This is a genomic window from Brevundimonas sp. G8 (assembly GCF_902506205.1).
In the GTDB taxonomy this organism is placed as follows: Bacteria; Pseudomonadota; Alphaproteobacteria; order Caulobacterales; family Caulobacteraceae; genus Brevundimonas.
Window position 1 is genome coordinate 330,895 of sequence record NZ_LR732816.1, and the last position, 14,597, is coordinate 345,491.

The following is a 14,597-nucleotide window of genomic DNA, read 5'->3' on the forward strand; positions in this document are numbered from 1 at the left end:
AAGCGCCGTGCGCGAATCGGCGACGGTCCTGAACATCGGGACCAACGCGGCGCGACTACTGCCTGTGAATGGTCAGCGGATTACGACGAGTCGATGACAGTTGGGTGACAGCGACGGTCCGTCGCGGCTCTAGCGCCGTTCGGCCGGCTGGGGAAACCAGGCGGTGAAGGCCGCGCCCATGCCGGGTGCGCTTTCGACGACCAGGCCGCCCTGATGCCGATTGATGATGTGCTTGACGATGGCGAGCCCCAGGCCAGTCCCCTGCCGCTCGCCGCTCTTCTGGCCCTCGACCCGATAGAAGCGCTCGGTCAGCCGTGGCAGGTGTTCGCGCGCCATGCCGGGTCCATGATCCCGCACCGTCACCGCAGCGTAGGAGATGCCGGACGCGCGGTCAGGGGTGACCAGCGGCAACCGGGTCGCGCCGGGCACGCGAGACGCCCAGGCTTCGTCGAACGACAGGTCCGACCGGACCGAAATCTCGACCGTCCCGCTCCGTGACGAATATTTGACGGCGTTGTCGAGCAGGTTCTGCACGACCTGCAGGATCTCGTCGCGATCCCCACTGATCGACGCCCTCGCCTCCCCCTGATCCAAGGCGATGACGATCTCTTTTTCACGCGTCAGCACGCTGATGGCGTCCACCACATCGGAGGCGGCGCGGTCCAGATCGACGCGGCCCGAGGGCGGAATATGCTCGTTCAGTTCGATGCGGCTGAGCGACAGCAGGTCCGCCACCAGACGCCCCATCCGGTCCGCCTGGGCCGACATGATGTCGAGGAATCGGTCGCGCGCAGCGACGTCGTCGCGGGCGTGACCTTTCAGCGTCTCGATGAAGCCGCTCAGCGAGGCCAGCGGCGTGCGTAACTCGTGGCTGGCGTTGGCCAGGAAGTCGACACGCATCATTTCGGTGCGCCGGGCGTCGGTCTCGTCGCGCAGGATCAGCAGGGCCAGTTCCGCCCCGGGCAGCGTTCCAGCCTCAACGGACAAAGGCCGCGTCCAGGCCCGCCAGCGCCGATCCCTCTGCCCGCCCGTCGCATAGTCCGTGGTGCGGGCCGTGCCCCCGAACAGGGCCTCGTCCACCGCCTCCAGCACGCCGGGTTCGCGAATGACCTGAACCAGCAAGGCGCCCTGACGCTGTATCCGCAGAAGGTCGCGCGCGGCGCCATTGGCCATGACGATGCGTCGGCCGGCGATGTCGTCCGGCTCGCCCCCGCTGACGACCAGCACCGGATCGTCCAGCGCCTCGAACACCCGATCCAGTAGGTCCCCTGTCACGATATCCGTCGAAGACTCCGCCTGCCCGCCGTCACTTGCGGCGGGAGCGGTCTCCGCCGTTTCCGACATATTCAGAAGCCAGGCCGAAGCCGCCACGACCAAGGCCCCGCCGACCAGCCAGTTCGCCAGCTCGGGATGCAGAATCGCCAGGATCAGAAGGATCACGATGGCGATGCCGATGCTGGCGCCCACCGTCCATAGTCGCGAGGTGGAAACCGGCGCGACGGGCGATGGCGAGACTTCGTAAGGCATGGAGGGAGAGCGACCTCGTTGTGGAACGCGTTTTGCGATCCTTGCACGGATTCTGTGACGGCGCTCCGACAGCCTTTAGATTGATGAAGCTTCGCCGCACGGTTTATTTAGGATTTTCTGCGACTGTGTCTGCAAGGGGAGGCCTCGTGGACCGCATCATCTTTTGCATCACGCGCGATCACGACTGGCGGATCACTGTGTTTGCGGCCCTGATCTGCCTGGTCGGTCTAGGCGTTTCGACCCGCTTTATGCAGCGGATGAGCGTCCGCGACCCTCTGCGTCGCAGACGTGCGGTCTTCATGGCGACCGTGATCGGCGCCCTGTCGATCTGGGCGACCCATTTCGTAGCCATGCAGGGTTTCATCGCCGGGGTGCCGGTGCGCTACGATCTGTTTCTGACACTGGCTTCGCTCGGCGTGGCCCTTGCGATGATCGGCCTGACGATCGGCTCCACCATGATGGGCAAGGGCAGAATCTGGCGCGTCCTGGCCGCTGTTATCGCTGTCGCAGGCGTCGGCGCCATGCATTATCTCGGCATGGCCGCCATAAAGGGCCCGGCGCATATCAGCTGGGATCCCGGCATGGTGGCGGCCTCTATCATCGGGGCCATGACCATCGGATGCACGACCGCCTTCTTCTATCATCGCGGCGGGGCCTTACGCCTGCTGGTCACGGCCACTGGCCTGTCGATGACCGTGATCGTGCTTCATTTCGTGGGCATGGCGGCGATCAGCATCACGCCCGACCCCACCGTTTCAACCGATCTGGGCATTTCGACCGAAGCCATGCGCGTGCTGCTGGGCGCCATCCTGCTGCTGATCTGCGGTGTCGCCGGCGCTCTTGGCGTCATGGCCTATATGTCGCGCACGATCGCGCTGCGCCGCATCCGCGAGGCGGTCGACGCCATGCCCGACGGGCTGGGTTTTTATGATTCGAAGGACCGGCTGGTGCTGTGGAACGCTCGCTATACCGAGGTGAACCCCGAGCTTGAACCCCACCTCATCGTCGGTCTGTCCTTCCGCGAAGCCTTGCGGATCGGCATCGACGAAGGCCGCTATGCCGAGGCGCTGGGGCGCGAGGAGGAATGGCTGAACGAGCGGATGGAGGCACGGCGTCATCTGTCGTCCAACAGCGAGCAGCAGGTCGCCGGAGGGCGCTGGCTGCGCATCCAGGATCGTCGCACCTCGGAAGGCGGCACGGTCACGGTCTGCAACGACATCACCGACCTGAAGCGCGACGCCCAGGCCCTGGCCGAGGCCCGCGACGCTGCCGAGGCCGCCAATGTCGCCAAGAGCCAATTCCTGGCCAATATGAGCCACGAAATCCGCACGCCCCTGAATGGCGTGATCGGTCTATCTCAGGCCCTGTCCAAGACCGAACTGACGCCAGACCAGCGCGAGATGCTGGATCTGATGCAGGCTTCGGGAAAGACTCTGCAGACCCTGCTCAGCGACATCCTGGATCTGGCGCGCGTCGAATCGGGCAAGCTGGAGCTGACCGAGGACGCTTTCGAACTGGCGACCGTCGTGCGCGAGGCGGCTCAGTTGTATGCCGAGAACGCCCGCGAGAAGCACCTGGACTTCCACGTCGACATCGATCTTGAGGACGATGTGTGGGTGCTGGGCGACGCCGTGCGCCTGAAACAGGTGCTGACCAATCTGATTTCCAATGCGGTGAAGTTCACCAGCCAGGGCTTCGTCGGGCTAATCGTTCAGCGCGGCCAGGATCAGGACCGGCGACCGGTGCTGCGTTTCACCGTCGAGGACAGCGGCATCGGCTTCGACGCCGCGACCCGCAGCCGGCTGTTCAGCCGATTTGAACAGGCCGACGGCGGCATCACACGCAAGTTCGGCGGCTCGGGCCTGGGTCTGTCCATCTGCCGTCAGTTGGCGGAAATGATGGGCGGCGACCTGGGATGCGAAAGCGAGCCGGGCGGCGGAGCCGCCTTCATCCTGACCTTGCCGCTGAGGCAATGCAAAGCCCCTAAGAGCCAGGAGCCTCTGGCTGTAGAGACCTATGCCGACGACGATCAGCGCGCGGTGCGGGTGCTGGTGGCGGACGACCATCCGACCAACCGCCGCGTCATAGAACTGATTCTCGCCCAGACCTCGGCCCAAATCGTGATCGCGGAGAACGGCGCCCAGGCGCTGGAAGCCTTCCGCGCCGATGCGTTCGACCTGGTGTTGATGGACATGCAGATGCCGATCATGGACGGGCTGACGGCGACGCAGGAGATTCGCCTGCACGAGACGACGATGGGGCTAGGCCGCACGCCCATCGTCATGCTGACCGCCAACGCGATGCCGGAGCACGTCGCCGCCGGACGCGCGGCGGGGGCCGACCACCATCTGGCCAAGCCGTTCAACGCCGCCGAACTGCTGGGCATCGTCGCAGCGCCCGCTTCGCTGCTGAAGGACCGGGCGCAAGCGGCTTAAGCGGAACCTTTGACGGTTGCGCCCTGGGCTTGATGCGTGTAATAGCCCGCGCTCTTGAATTCGAGGGTTCATCACCCCCGCCGCGAGAGCCTACGAGTTGGCGCGGCGTTTCCGTTGTTGTTGAGGCGAGCCACATGGCCGAGATCATTCTGAACGTGGACGTCCGCGATGGCGTCGGCACCGGCGGCGCTCGCGCTGCGCGTCGCGCTGGTTTCGTGCCGGGCGTCCTGTACGGCGGCGAGCAAGCCCCCGTCGCCATTTCGGTGAACGAGAAGGACTTCCGCAAGTCCCTCTACACCGGCAAGCTGCTGGGCCACCTGGTGACCCTGAAGTATGGCGACGAGACCCAGCCGGTCATCGCCAAGGACGTGCAGTTCGACCCCGTGTCGGACCGTCCCCTGCACTTCGACCTGATGCGCGTCGACGCCAAGGCCCCGGTCAAGATCGAAGTGGCGGTCCACTTCGCGAACGCCGACGAAGCCCCGTTCTCGCGTCAGGGCGGTTCGCTGGAAGTCGTGCGTCACGCCGTCGAGATCCTGGTCCGCGCCGACCAGATCCCGGAAGAACTGGTTGTCGACCTGGCCAAGGCCGAGATCGGCGACACCATCCGCATGTCGGACATCAACCTGCCCAAGGGTGCGGAAGCCACCATCACCGACCGCGACTTCGTGATCGCCACGATCAAGGTCTCGTCGGCCGCCCTGTCGGCTGCCGCCGATGAAGCCGCTGACGCCGCCGAAGCCGAAGTCGCTCCGGTCGAGAAGACCGAAGACTGATCCTTCGTCTCTCCGAGAAGATTGCGCCCCGCCCGGTTCGCCGCGGCGGGGCTTTTCTTTGCCTGACGCACACGGCATGAGGACGCCATGATCATCATCGCCGGGCTCGGCAATCCGGGCGCCAAATACGAGAAGAACCGCCACAACATCGGCTTCATGGCCGCCGACGAGATTTCGCGTCGTTGGCGGTTCGGCCCCGAACGGGCCAAGTTCCAGTCAATCGTCAGCGAGGGCCAGGTCGAGACGGCGGACGGCCCGGTCAAGGTGCTGTTGATGAAGCCCCAGACCTATATGAACGAGAGCGGCCGGGCCGTCGGCGAGGCGGCGCGCTTCTACAAGATCAAACCCAGTGAGATCATCGTCTTCCACGACGAGATCGATCTGGCCCCCGGCCGGTTCCGCATGAAGACCGGCGGCGGGGCGGCCGGCCAGAACGGCGTCCGTTCGCTGATCAGCCACCTGGGCCCCGACTTCCGCCGCGCGCGCATGGGTGTCGGCCATCCGGGCGAAAAGGAACTGGTCATGCCCCACGTCCTGGGCGACTTCCACAAGGCCGAACAGCCGTGGCTGGATGCGATGCTCCAGGCCTGCGCTGACGCCCTGCCCTTCGCCGCCGGCGGCGACGACGAACGCTATCAGGGCGAAGTCATGCGCCTGGCTCCCGCGCCCAAGTTCAGCCCGCGCCAGGCCGCGCGCGGCGAACTCTAGGACAAACCGCCGCCTATCCCGCCGCCGCGAAACGCCGTAGAGGCGAGACGTGACCCGCTCCCAGGCCGATAATTGGTCGACCTCGAAATCGCTCGCCTTCCTGGCGGCGGTGTTCGCGCTGATGCTTGGGACCCTGCTGCCCTTTGCGGCGCTGGCGGCGGTTCAGCCCGGTCATCCGCTGATCATCTGTTCGGCCGAAGGGCCGCAGACGATCCAGTCTGGCGGGATGGACGGCCCGGTCAACAAGCATGTCGGGGCCAAGTGCGCCGCATGCGTCATGCCCCTGGCCGCCGCCCTGCCCTGCCCGCCCGCGCCACAGCCGACGCCGGGCGTTCGCACCGTCGAACGCGTCGTCTATGCCCCCGCCCCGCAAGAAACCACCGGAGGAAAGCGAGGCTTACCTCTTAAAACCCGTCGGCGATTCGATTGGAGCGCGGAACCTAGTGAAACCAACCGATGAAAGCAAGAAGTTTTTCAACTCCTCCTTCCGTGGGACCTTGGAGATTTGAACCCCCGCGGCCCCGTCGGCCAGCCCGTTTCCGAGCGAGGCGGCTCTATACGTAGACCGCGTTTTGTCCGCAACCAGATTCTGACATCCAGGGGGAAGTTTCTCAAAGAGCACGAGTCAACGAGAAGCCAGCGCCTCGTCAGCCCGCGATGTAAGTGCGCAAACTCGCCGCCTCCTCGGCATGCTCGGCGATCTGGCATTTCACCACGTCGCCTATGGAAATGACGCCGACCAGTCGTTTGGCCTGCATCACCGGCAGATGTCGGATGCGCCGATCGGTCATGCGGGTCATCAGGGCCGACATCTCCTCGCCCGGTTCGGCGAAGATCACCTTGGCCGTCATATAGTCGGAGACCGGGCGATCCAGCGCCCCGGCGCCATCGGCGGCCAGGGCCTTGACCACGTCCCGTTCGGAGAAGACCCCGACGACATGGTCGCCGTCACAGACAACCAGCGCCCCGACCCGTTTCTGCTCCAGTTCTGCGCACGCCTGCGTCACCGTCAGGTCGGGCGCGATGGAGAAGACGGCGTTTCCCTTGGTCTTGAGGATTTCGGCGACGAACATCGCGGCTCCTTCTCTCTATAAGAGACGACCGCAGGGCCGGGATGGCGACAGGGCCGCTCGGGAACCGATGATCGCTCAGCCGGCGTCAGGAAGCAAACGCCCCTGATCATTCGCCGACAACGACGCCCTTGCCGAACAGACGCGCCAGCGGCCCGATGGCCAGCAGCCCGACCACGAAGCCGACGGCATGCGCTTCCCAGGCGATGCGCGCGCCCTCGGCGCCAGGCGCATAACCGATCAGGCCAGTCACCGCATTGACGGCCATCCAGGCGATGGCCGCGCCGATCACGTGACGGTCGGTCAGGGCCAGCACCCTGCCCTGCCCCCCCATCAACCGCGTCGCCGCCCCGATCAGCCCGAACACGGCGCCCGACGCCCCGACCATCGGCTCTGTGGAACCCCAATGGATCAGCCCATAGGCCAGTGCCGCCAGCACCCCGCACGCCACATAGAAGAGCAGGAAGACCGTCGGCCCCATCCTGCCGCCGAACAGCCGCGCGACCGGCGAGCCGAAAGCGACCGCCGCGACGGCGTTCATGATGGCGTGGGTCCAGCCGCCGTGCAGCAGCATGGCCGTCAGCAGTCCGCCCCAGCGTCCCTGCTCCAGATCGGCAGGCGCAAAGGCCATGCTCATCCCCATGTCGGGCAACTGCCGCTGGAAGTAGAACAGCACCGGCATCGACAGCGCGATCAGCAGCACGACCAGCGGGACGTTGAACGCCTTCTCTCTGGGCGGCTTGCCGTTGGAAGGCCCGTCGAATCGACCGTGTGCGTCTGACATGGCGCACAAATGCGCAAGGCCTCCTGCGACATCAAGCGCTTCTTAATAACCTTAATGCAGGTTGGGCTGCGGATCGCGTTCGGGGTCCGGCGTTCGTTTGCGCGCAAGGAACCATCGTAATGCCCGCCAAGAGGCTGTTTCTATCCACCGCCGTCGTGGCCGTCGTGGCCGCAGCGAGCCTGCCGGCCGCCGCGCAATCGACGGGTTCGGGCGGCGCATCGCGCTTCCAGCAGGGTTACGGCGGCGCGCGCACGGCCGCCAACACCGCGACCACCGGCTATACCCGAGACGCCAACGGCAACCGCCTGATCGTCAACGGCATCATCCAGTCCGGCGCCTCATCCTATTCCAGCCAGTCGGGCGGCGTCGCCTCGGCCTATGCGGGCGCAGGCTCGTCCAGCAACGGCGGCACGACCATCGGCGGCTCCACCGCCATCGGCAACCAGTTGAACGTGGTGGTCCAGGGCAACCGCAACACCGTCATCGTCAACTCGACCCAGACCAACACCGGCGCGATCAACGCCGGCACGGCCCTGAACGGGAACATCAACCTGCCATGAGCCGCCGCCATCTCATCAAAGGGGGAGCCGCTGTCTCGGCCGTCGCCCTTCTGCTCGCCGGCTGCGTCAGCCCGGTCGCGGGTCCGTCGGGTCAATATGCGACCCCGATCGGCAATGCGCCGGTGACCGCCAACCCGACCCCCTATTCCGCCGCGCTCTATTGCCTGGCCGACTACGCCCGTCGCTACAACCTGCCCTCGCCGCGCATGGCCGTGGGCCGGATCAGCGACTACACCGGCACGGTCTCTTCGGATGGCGGACGCCAGATCACCGGCGGCGCCTCCCTGATGGCCAACTCGGCCCTGGCCAAGGCCGGCGCGCGGATCGTCGAACGCTACGACACCTCGGTGTCCGAGCTGGAACTGCGCTACGCCAACAACAAGCTGATCGGCGACCAGGCCCCCGACGCCCAGGGCCCCGAGGACACCCAGTACCGCCGCATCCTGGCCGGCCAGGTGCCCGGCTCCGACTTCTATGTCGTCGGCGGCATCACCGAGGTGAACTACAATATCCGCTCGGGCGGTTTCGACATCGGCCAGGGCGAGATCAACTCCGCTCGCCCCGGTTCGACCATGCTGAACCACCGCGTTTATGTGATGAACATCGCCATGGACCTGCGCCTGGTCCAGACGACCACGCTCGAGGTCGTCGATGTCGTCTCCTATCAGAAGCAGATCATCGGCCGCGAAATCTCGGCCGGCGTGTTCGACTTCCTGAACGGCAATGTGTTCGACATCTCGGCCGGCACGGGCGGGATGGAGCCGACGCAGTTGGCCGTCCGCGCCCTGGTCGAAAGGGCCACAGTCGAGTTCATGGCCAATCTCTATGGGGCTCCCGGCCCCGAAATCTGCCTCAACGCCGCAAACGATCCGCTCGGCGATTCCACCGTCGGTCCGACCGGCGGTTATTATCCGGCCTATCCCACTCAGGACACGAACAATGGCCAGACCCGCGCCGATCCGTCTCGCTGGAATGATAGCCGCGACGGCGACGTTCGCCGTTCTCGCTACTGAAGCGAGCGCGCAAGCGACACCGGCCTGCGATCCGCAAGCCGGCGAAGCCTGTTCCAGCACCCAGATTCAGACCGGCGACGTCACCGGTCTGGTGGACATCGACATGTCCGTCGATCAGGTGACTGTCAGCACCAGCGCCCAGGGCAATGCGCTCGCGGGCGGGGTGACGGCTGCGTCCGCCGGCCTTGTCTCGCGCCAGACCATGACCGGGGCGACCGTGGCCCGCAGCAACGTCGTCGTGAACGGCGAGGCCGACGGCCAGCTCAGCGTCCAGACCACCGCGCGCGGCAACTATCTGGGCGTAACCACCAACGGCGCGACCTTCGCCGTCGATGCGACCCAGTCCGCGACCGGCGACCGCGTCCAGGCCGGAACCTATGTCCAGGCGCCGGGCGGCCGAGTGCTCCAGGGCGGCTTTGCGACCAGCGCCGCCGTCGCCAACACCGTCGCCATGGGCGGCCCTTCCTCCTCGCTGACCGGCGTGATCGACCAGACGGCCCAGACCACCGTCTTCGCCGAGACCGTCGCCGACGTTCAGTACATCCCCGCCCCCGCCACCTTCTCGTCCCAGGCCGTCGCCAACTCGGTCCAGACCAATACGACCGGCGCCTCGCATCAGGACCTGGCCATCCGTCAGTCCAACGCCGCCTCGACGACCGAGGCCCGCACCGACGTCTACGTCGATAATGCCTGGGATCTGACGGTTGGCGCCAACGCCGGCGCCAACCAGGCGATCACGGCCAACGCCGGCGGCTCGATGCTGATCGAGACGGACCAGACCAACGCCGGCCGCGTCCGCGCCGACGCCCGCGTCCAGACCAATCTCCAGGGCCAGACAGTGCTGGCCGCCCGCAGCGTCGCCAACGAGACCGTCGCCGGCAATAACGACATCTATCTGAAGCTGGACAACACCCAGCTGAACTCCGGCGGGGTCGAGGCCAACGCCACCTATGTCGGCGTCAACGGCTATGACGCCTATGTCGGCGCCGACGCGGTCGGCAATGCGGTGACCGGCTACGCCTGTACCCAGTGCGGCGGCGGCGACGTCAACATCACCAACAACCAGACCAACAGCGGCAATGTCACCGCGACCACCAGCGCCACGGTCGGCTCCGGCCGCACCGCCGTCGTCGGCGCCAACGCCGTCGGCAACACCGCCACCTTCTACGTCAGCCGCCCCGGCGGCTGACGCCTTGGAAGTCTGCCGCAACTAGTTGGCGGCAGGACTACCGACGATCCAGGTCTTTCGCTGGACCGGATCGAACATCAGCTTCAACTGCCGCAACACCGGCATGCCGATGTTGGGACGGCCACCCTCGATAAATCGGACCTTCGGTCGATGGATGACCAAACCGCCGACCGTGATGTCTTCCGTCAGTCGCGCCTCATACACATCCTGAACCCCGGCGGCCGAGGTGGCGTGACCGATGACGACCAGTTCCCCCTCTAGCGGCAGATCCTTCGCCAGGCTGAGCGGCAGCAAGAAATCGCTGTTGTTTCCCGTGTCGAGTATGGCCGCGATCGAACGCCCTTCCAGCTCGATGTTGAGCGAAGGCAGGGCCGCGCCGCCCTCTCCAAGATAGGCAGTCCCCTCCCCCGCCTCAGGCTCCCGTTCGGGTTCATAGATGACCAGCCGGCTCCGCCCGAGATCCATCAGGACGTACTGCCCCGGAAAGCTGTTGGGGCCGATGATGGCGACTTCATTCGGGTGATCGAACGCCATGGCGGTGGCGCGGGCGTCCTGAATCGGGGCGCCGCCCAGGCTGGCGTTCGCGATGAAGGTCTCGAACCCCGGCACAGGCTTGCCGGTGCTCCCATCGATGGATCGTGAGCCACCCTTGTTTTCCAGGCCGAACCGCTCGGCGACGCCGATGTCGATCACATTGCCATTTGTCCCCGTGTCGAAGACCGCCGGGATCGGCGGGTTGTCGCCAATCGTCAGCATGACCAAAACCCGGTCGTTGGATTGGAAAAGATTGATGATGGTCGGCGGCTCCGCCTGCGCCCAGACGCATAACGGGCTAAACAAGATGCCGGCGACGAGAGCCGAGCCTGAAAGCAGATGACGCATGAACACCTTCCAAATAATTGGTACGATTAGGACCAATTACCGGCGAAGCGTCAAATGAAAACGCCTTCATCTTCTCTGACCGAGTTGGAAGGGGCGGTGCTGTCCGAAATCCACCATCGCGGACACGACACGGCGTTTCAGGTGCGTCGCGCCTTCCAGACATCGCCCTCGGTCGAATGGAGCGGCAGCGCCGGTGCGGTCTATCCCGCCATCCGGCGCTTGGCCGACGCCGCATTGATCGAGACCAAGCCGATCACTACGGGTCGCAAGGGCACGCGCCTGTCGCTATCGCCGCAAGGCATCGCGGCGTTGGAAGCTTGGATTTGCGACCCGGTGCGGGCGACGAGTGTCGGCGTCGATCCGTTCAGACTGCGCTCCGGCCTGTGGGCCACCCTCGATCCGACGGTCCGCGCCGAAGCTTTACGACGCCTTCAGCACGCGGTGGACGAGGAGCTGGAACGGTTGATCACCTCTCTTGATACACTCGATGAGGTGGAACGCGCTCGCACCGAATGGTCGATCGATCTTCAGAAGATGCGGAGCCGGTGGCTTATGCAACAGCCGCCCCACCGGCTGAGCCAAACATGACAAGTCGGTAAGGTTCGTCGGCCCAGCTTGCCGGGAAGGCAAGCTCACTTTACACATCCGGGATCGCGCCATCGGGGGTTGCGGTTTCGGAGTGATACAATGCGTTCTGCGCGTCATCTGCTGCTCGTCGCCGTCTCGGGACTGGCCCTGACTACAGGGGCGTTCGCCGCTCCTGCTCTCGCCCAGACTGCCCCAGCCCCCGCCGCCTCGGCCGGCCAGGTCGCGCCGTCCGCCCCCTGGGCCCAGGCCGCCAGCGACATTCCCGCCGACCCCGCCGTCCGTTACGGCCTGCTGCCCAACGGCATGCGATACGCCCTGCTGCACAATGCGACGCCTCCGGGCCAGGCGTCCTTCCGCCTGCGCATCGACGCCGGCTCGCTGATGGAGCGCGACGACCAAAAGGGTCTGGCCCACTTCATGGAGCACATGGCCTTCAACGGCACCAAGGACGTGCCGGAAAACGAGATGCTGCGCATCCTGGAGCGCCTGGGCCTGGCCTTCGGCGCTGACACCAACGCCTTCACCAGCTTCGATCAGACCGCCTATATGCTGGAGTTGCCGAACACCAAGGACGAGACGGTCGACCCCAGCCTGCACATCCTGCGTGAGATGATGTCGGCGGCCCTGATGGAGACGACCGCCATCGATTCCGAGCGCGGCGTCATCGTCGGCGAGGAACGCACCCGTGACACGCCGCAACTGCGCGTGCTGAAGACCCAGCTGGGTCTGCTGGCGCCCGGCCAGCGCCTGTCCGAACGCCTGCCGATCGGCGACCTCGACATCATCCGCACCGCGCCGCGCCAACGGTTCGTCGATTTCTATGACGCCTATTATCGTCCCTCGCGCGCCACCTTCATCGCCGTGGGCGACTTCGACGTGGACGCGATGGAGGCCAAGGTCCGCAACGCCTTCGTCGATTGGAAGCCCACCGCCGCCGACGGTCCGGAACCCGATCTGGGAACCGTCGCCCCCCGTGAGCCTCAGACCAGCATTCTGGTCGAGCCGGGCATCCAGTCCTCGATCCAGCTGAACTGGATCAAGAACCCTGACCTGGAACCCGACACGGTGGCCGAACGCGCCGCCGACGTCCGTCGCGGCCTGGGTTTGGCCGTTCTGAACCGTCGCCTGGGCGAGATCGCCCGCGCCGACAACCCGCCCTTCATCGGCGCCGGCGCCGGCTATCAGTCGCTGTTCGACAGCCTGGACGCGGGGACCCTGTCAGTCGCCTTCAACCCCGGCGGCTGGCAGCGCGCGCTGGACAGCGTGGAACAGGAAAGCCGTCGTCTGGCCGAATACGGCGTGACCGACGCCGAGCTTCAGCGCGAGATCGTCAACACCCGCACCGCGCTTCAGAACGCCGTGGCCTCGGCTGCGACCCGTTCGACCCCCGCCCTGGCCACCGGCCTGCTGGGCGCCGTCAATGACGATCAGGTCTTCAGCGCGCCCCAGACCAATCTTGATCTGTTCAACGCCGCCGTTCAGGGCCTGACCGCCAATCAGGTCAATCAGGCGACCAAAGCCGTGTTCGAGGGTCAGGGTCCGCTGCTCCTCTTCAGCTCGCCCGTTCCTGTCGAGGGCGGCGAGGCCGCCGTCACCGCCGCCCTGGAGGCGTCGCGCAACATTCCGGTTCAGGCTCGCGCCGCCGAAGCCGAACTGAAATGGCCTTATGACAGCTTCGGCGCCGCCGCCGTCCCGGCCGCCCGCACCGAGGTCGCCGACCTGGGCGCCACCCTGGTCCGCTTCCCCAACGGCACGCTGCTGAACATCAAGAAGACCGACTTCCGCGCCGAACAGATCCTGGTCAGCGCCCGCACCGGCATCGGCGAACTGGGAATGCCGGCCGACGCCGTGTCGCCCCTGTCGATGGCCAGCACGGTTCTGGCGCCCGGCGGGCTCGGCAAGCTGAGCCTGGACGAGATCAACCGCGTCCTCAGCGGCCGGACCTACAGCGCTGCGGTCAATCAGGCGCCCGACGCCTACATCTTCGCCGGCGCGACCAAGCCCGCTGATCTCCAACTGGAGCTTCAGGTCCTGGCCGCCTATTTGACCGACCCCGGTCTGCGCGGCGCCACATTCGAACAGACCAAGGCCATGTTCCCGCAGATCCTGGCCCAACTGGGCGCGACGCCGCGCGGGGTGTTCCAACGTGACGCCTCGGGCCTGCTGGCCGGCGGCGATGCGCGTGAGATGACCCCGACCGCCGAACAGATCGCGGCCATCCAGATCGACGACATCCGCACCGACGTCCGCTCGGCCCTGGCCCAGGGGCCGGTCGAGATCACCGTCGTCGGCGACGTGGACATCGACGCCGTCATCGACGCCGTCGGCTCGACCTTCGGCGCCCTGCCTGCGCGCGGCGCCAAGCCGACCCCGCCCGCCGGTTCGGCCGAACGCAAGTTCCCCGCCCCGGTGGCGACTCCCGTTCAACTGCACCACACCGGCTCGGCCGAACAGGCGCTGGGCTTCGTCGCCTGGCCGACGACCGATCAGATCGCGGACCGCAAGACCGCGCGTCAGCTGTCGATCCTGTCTGACGTGCTGCAACTGCGCCTGAACGACGAGATCCGCGAGAAACAGGGCCTGGCCTATTCGCCCAGCGCCGGTTCCAGCGCCTCGGACGTCTTCCCCGGCTACGGCTTCATCTCGGTGACGGCGGAGACGCCGCCTTCGGCCCTGCCGAAACTGTTCGAGACGGTGGACGCCATCGCGGCCGACCTGCGTGACAACCCGGTCAGCGACGACGAGCTGAACCGCGCCCGTCGCCCGGCGGTCGAGCGTATCCGCCGCAGTATGGCCGACAACGGCTATTGGCTGACCCAGTTGTCCCAGGCCCAGACTGACCCGGCGACCCTGGATCAGACCCGCAGCCAGGTCGCCACCCTGGAAGCCGTCACCGCCGCCGACCTTCAGGCCCTGGCCCGCCAGTATCTGAAGTCCGACGCCGCCTGGCGCGCCACCGTCACGGCACAAGCCGCGGCTCAATAAGCGCCCAAGAAAAAGGCCCCGGTTCTTGCGAACCGGGGCCAGTCATCAGGATCGTCGACGGAGAGCCGACGGTCTTGCTA

General features: G+C 66.3%; 13 protein-coding genes. 9 read left to right on the forward strand and 4 right to left on the reverse strand.

Annotated elements, in window-relative coordinates:
• Positions 1-129 precede the first annotated feature (129 nt).
• Positions 130-1,527, reverse strand: coding sequence for an ATP-binding protein (locus CHRYSEO8AT_RS01670; RefSeq protein ID WP_159845334.1), 1,398 nt, complete (start codon positions 1,525-1,527; stop codon positions 130-132).
• A gap of 146 nt (positions 1,528-1,673) precedes the next feature.
• On the opposite strand from CHRYSEO8AT_RS01670, the gene CHRYSEO8AT_RS01675 reads away from it, so the two are divergent.
• From CHRYSEO8AT_RS01675 to CHRYSEO8AT_RS01690, 4 genes are all read left to right on the forward strand, one after another.
• Positions 1,674-3,962 (forward strand): ATP-binding protein, encoded by a 2,289-nt coding sequence (locus tag CHRYSEO8AT_RS01675; RefSeq protein ID WP_159845337.1) that lies wholly within the window; start codon positions 1,674-1,676, stop codon positions 3,960-3,962.
• Between the two features lie 134 nt (positions 3,963-4,096).
• A complete protein-coding gene (locus tag CHRYSEO8AT_RS01680; RefSeq protein ID WP_159845339.1) occupies positions 4,097-4,738 on the forward strand; it encodes a 50S ribosomal protein L25/general stress protein Ctc in 642 nt (213 codons plus the stop codon).
• 87 nt (positions 4,739-4,825) lie between these two features.
• Complete coding sequence (pth, locus tag CHRYSEO8AT_RS01685; protein WP_159845342.1) at positions 4,826-5,446, forward strand: aminoacyl-tRNA hydrolase; 621 nt, start codon at positions 4,826-4,828, stop codon at positions 5,444-5,446.
• Between the two features lie 49 nt (positions 5,447-5,495).
• Complete coding sequence (locus CHRYSEO8AT_RS01690) at positions 5,496-5,906, forward strand: hypothetical protein (RefSeq protein ID WP_236547381.1); 411 nt, start codon at positions 5,496-5,498, stop codon at positions 5,904-5,906.
• A gap of 187 nt (positions 5,907-6,093) precedes the next feature.
• Here CHRYSEO8AT_RS01690 and CHRYSEO8AT_RS01695 read toward each other — a convergent pair whose 3' ends face one another.
• Both CHRYSEO8AT_RS01695 and CHRYSEO8AT_RS01700 read right to left on the reverse strand, forming a co-directional pair.
• Positions 6,094-6,519, reverse strand: a complete 426-nt coding sequence (locus tag CHRYSEO8AT_RS01695) for a CBS domain-containing protein (RefSeq protein ID WP_159845345.1) — start codon at positions 6,517-6,519, stop codon at positions 6,094-6,096.
• A 106-nt stretch (positions 6,520-6,625) separates the two neighbouring features.
• Entirely contained in the window at positions 6,626-7,300 is a 675-nt protein-coding gene (locus CHRYSEO8AT_RS01700; protein ID WP_159845348.1) for a rhomboid family intramembrane serine protease, read from the reverse strand.
• A gap of 119 nt (positions 7,301-7,419) precedes the next feature.
• Between CHRYSEO8AT_RS01700 and hfaA the strand changes: the two genes are divergently transcribed.
• From hfaA to hfaD, 3 genes are read left to right on the forward strand one after another with little or no spacing between them, the layout of a single operon-like run.
• The gene (hfaA, locus tag CHRYSEO8AT_RS01705; RefSeq protein WP_159845350.1) at positions 7,420-7,860 is read left to right on the forward strand and encodes a holdfast anchoring protein HfaA; all 441 of its coding nucleotides are present in this window, start codon (positions 7,420-7,422) and stop codon (positions 7,858-7,860) included.
• Positions 7,857-8,873 (forward strand): holdfast anchoring protein HfaB, encoded by a 1,017-nt coding sequence (hfaB, locus tag CHRYSEO8AT_RS01710; protein ID WP_159845353.1) that lies wholly within the window; start codon positions 7,857-7,859, stop codon positions 8,871-8,873. Before hfaA ends, hfaB begins: the two co-directional genes overlap by 4 nt.
• The gene (gene hfaD, locus CHRYSEO8AT_RS01715; protein WP_236547382.1) at positions 8,800-10,062 is read left to right on the forward strand and encodes a holdfast anchor protein HfaD; all 1,263 of its coding nucleotides are present in this window, start codon (positions 8,800-8,802) and stop codon (positions 10,060-10,062) included. The genes hfaB and hfaD overlap by 74 nt, the downstream gene beginning before the upstream one ends.
• A gap of 21 nt (positions 10,063-10,083) precedes the next feature.
• Here the strand turns inward: hfaD and CHRYSEO8AT_RS01720 are convergent, their stop codons facing one another.
• Positions 10,084-10,944, reverse strand: coding sequence for a retropepsin-like aspartic protease (locus CHRYSEO8AT_RS01720; RefSeq protein WP_159845357.1), 861 nt, complete (start codon positions 10,942-10,944; stop codon positions 10,084-10,086).
• 54 nt (positions 10,945-10,998) lie between these two features.
• On the opposite strand from CHRYSEO8AT_RS01720, the gene CHRYSEO8AT_RS01725 reads away from it, so the two are divergent.
• Both CHRYSEO8AT_RS01725 and CHRYSEO8AT_RS01730 read left to right on the forward strand, forming a co-directional pair.
• Positions 10,999-11,532 carry a PadR family transcriptional regulator gene (locus CHRYSEO8AT_RS01725; protein ID WP_159845360.1) on the forward strand — a complete coding sequence of 178 codons (534 nt, stop codon included), beginning with the start codon at positions 10,999-11,001 and terminating at the stop codon, positions 11,530-11,532.
• A 99-nt stretch (positions 11,533-11,631) separates the two neighbouring features.
• On the forward strand, positions 11,632-14,517 hold the full coding sequence (locus CHRYSEO8AT_RS01730; RefSeq protein ID WP_159845362.1) for a pitrilysin family protein: 2,886 nt from the start codon (positions 11,632-11,634) through the stop codon (positions 14,515-14,517).
• Positions 14,518-14,597 lie beyond the last annotated feature (80 nt).

Coding starts and splice junctions, on each gene's coding strand:
- CHRYSEO8AT_RS01695 (WP_159845345.1), bottom strand. CDS start 6,519: ATGTTCGTCGCCGAAATCCTCAAGACCAAGGGAAACGCCGTCTTCTCC.
- hfaB (WP_159845353.1), top strand. CDS start 7,857: ATGAGCCGCCGCCATCTCATCAAAGGGGGAGCCGCTGTCTCGGCCGTC.
- CHRYSEO8AT_RS01700 (WP_159845348.1), bottom strand. CDS start 7,300: ATGTCAGACGCACACGGTCGATTCGACGGGCCTTCCAACGGCAAGCCG.
- CHRYSEO8AT_RS01730 (WP_159845362.1), top strand. CDS start 11,632: ATGCGTTCTGCGCGTCATCTGCTGCTCGTCGCCGTCTCGGGACTGGCC.
- CHRYSEO8AT_RS01725 (WP_159845360.1), top strand. CDS start 10,999: ATGAAAACGCCTTCATCTTCTCTGACCGAGTTGGAAGGGGCGGTGCTG.
- CHRYSEO8AT_RS01680 (WP_159845339.1), top strand. CDS start 4,097: ATGGCCGAGATCATTCTGAACGTGGACGTCCGCGATGGCGTCGGCACC.
- CHRYSEO8AT_RS01720 (WP_159845357.1), bottom strand. CDS start 10,944: ATGCGTCATCTGCTTTCAGGCTCGGCTCTCGTCGCCGGCATCTTGTTT.
- hfaD (WP_236547382.1), top strand. CDS start 8,800: ATGGCCAGACCCGCGCCGATCCGTCTCGCTGGAATGATAGCCGCGACG.
- CHRYSEO8AT_RS01670 (WP_159845334.1), bottom strand. CDS start 1,527: ATGCCTTACGAAGTCTCGCCATCGCCCGTCGCGCCGGTTTCCACCTCG.
- hfaA (WP_159845350.1), top strand. CDS start 7,420: ATGCCCGCCAAGAGGCTGTTTCTATCCACCGCCGTCGTGGCCGTCGTG.
- pth (WP_159845342.1), top strand. CDS start 4,826: ATGATCATCATCGCCGGGCTCGGCAATCCGGGCGCCAAATACGAGAAG.